This window comes from Pseudomonas sp. AF03-9, from assembly GCF_020515815.1.
In the GTDB taxonomy this organism is placed as follows: Bacteria; Pseudomonadota; Gammaproteobacteria; order Pseudomonadales; family Pseudomonadaceae; genus Aquipseudomonas.
In genome coordinates, this window is record NZ_JAHPJF010000054.1 from 1 (window position 1) to 1,254 (window position 1,254).

A 1,254-nucleotide genomic window follows, 5' to 3' on the forward strand; every position below is an offset into this window, starting at 1 on the left:
GGTGTAGAACCGTAGACATCCTTTACATCTGAAACCGGGGACATCGTTTACACATTTTAGGCTTGGACGCGGCTCATGCCTCGTCCAAGCCTCCCTAGGGGATAGTCACACAGGTACAGATCCCAAACATCATCTTCAACTTCTTTGAGCGCAATCCGCTCTCCTGATAGCGCTTCGCTTACAAACAACAACTTTCCTTTCCACATGATTGAGCCGTTCTGTCTGACGCTTCGTACTTTCATTTCCGCGGCATACTCCACATCCGGCAGACATCCTGGATAAGGTCGAGTAGACGGCACATATACCTCACCCGGGCGCTTCATGCCCAGCGCCTCGTGAGGTCGTATGTAATTGAATTCATGTCGAAAATGCTCCAGCAGGAGCTGCTGCTCAATCAGGTTTTTCCCCAGTGGCAACTCAAACTTCAAACTACGATGCATCCGTTCGTGCCGGCCGTTCTGGGCAGGTCTTCCCGGCATGGTTCGCTCCGGGTAGATACCCAGGCGGATCCACCAAACTGCCAGTGTGGACATTCTTGCCAGGCCTGGAGAAGCAAAAGGAACGCCGTTGTCAGAGCGAATGACTTCCGGCATCCCGTACTCTTGAAAAAGCCTCTCGAATGCCTGTTTGACGGGCAAGGTCATGATTTTGGGGTGGGCCCTGCAGGCCAAAATCAAGCGAGAGGCATGGTCCGTAACGGTCAGGGGATAGCACATCTGGGCGTTGAGCATCTTGAACTGCCCCTTGTAATCAACGCACCACGTCTTGTTGGGCTCGTTGGCTTCGCGCATTTCCCTGTGAGCAGTGCTGTGCCGTCGCTTGAAGCGCCGTTTACTGACCAGCCCAAGCCGGTCAAGCCATTGGCCTGCCGTGCTGGGCGATGGCCAGGCGACTGACGGATCCTCGATTCGTAATAGCCTGACAAGCTTCTTCGGCCCCCATTTATCGTGCGCTTCTTTCATCGCCACTATGCGAGCCAAGATCTCATCGTCAGTCTTGTTTGGGCTGGTATGAGGTCGTCGAGACAGCTCTGCCAACGACTTCAAATCGCCGTCAACGTGACGAGAGATCCATTTATCTACAGTTGGTCGACTGACGTCGAAGCGCCGAGCTAGCTGGCTTTTGCTGAAGTCACCAGAAAGCCAGTCGATGACCAGTTTGATTCGTTGATCCATGGGAGACTCTTGGTTCCAGGGCATGATCAGTTACCTCCTGATCATGCGTATTAACCTGTAAACCATGTCCCCGGTTAGA

At 53.4% G+C, this 1,254-nt stretch carries 1 protein-coding gene; it reads right to left on the reverse strand.

Translation table 11 applies throughout. The features are described from left to right. Positions 1–56: 56 nt before the first annotated feature. Entirely contained in the window at positions 57–1,199 is a 1,143-nt protein-coding gene (locus tag LIY36_RS27575) for a helix-turn-helix domain-containing protein (protein ID WP_442962234.1), read from the reverse strand. Positions 1,200–1,254 lie beyond the last annotated feature (55 nt).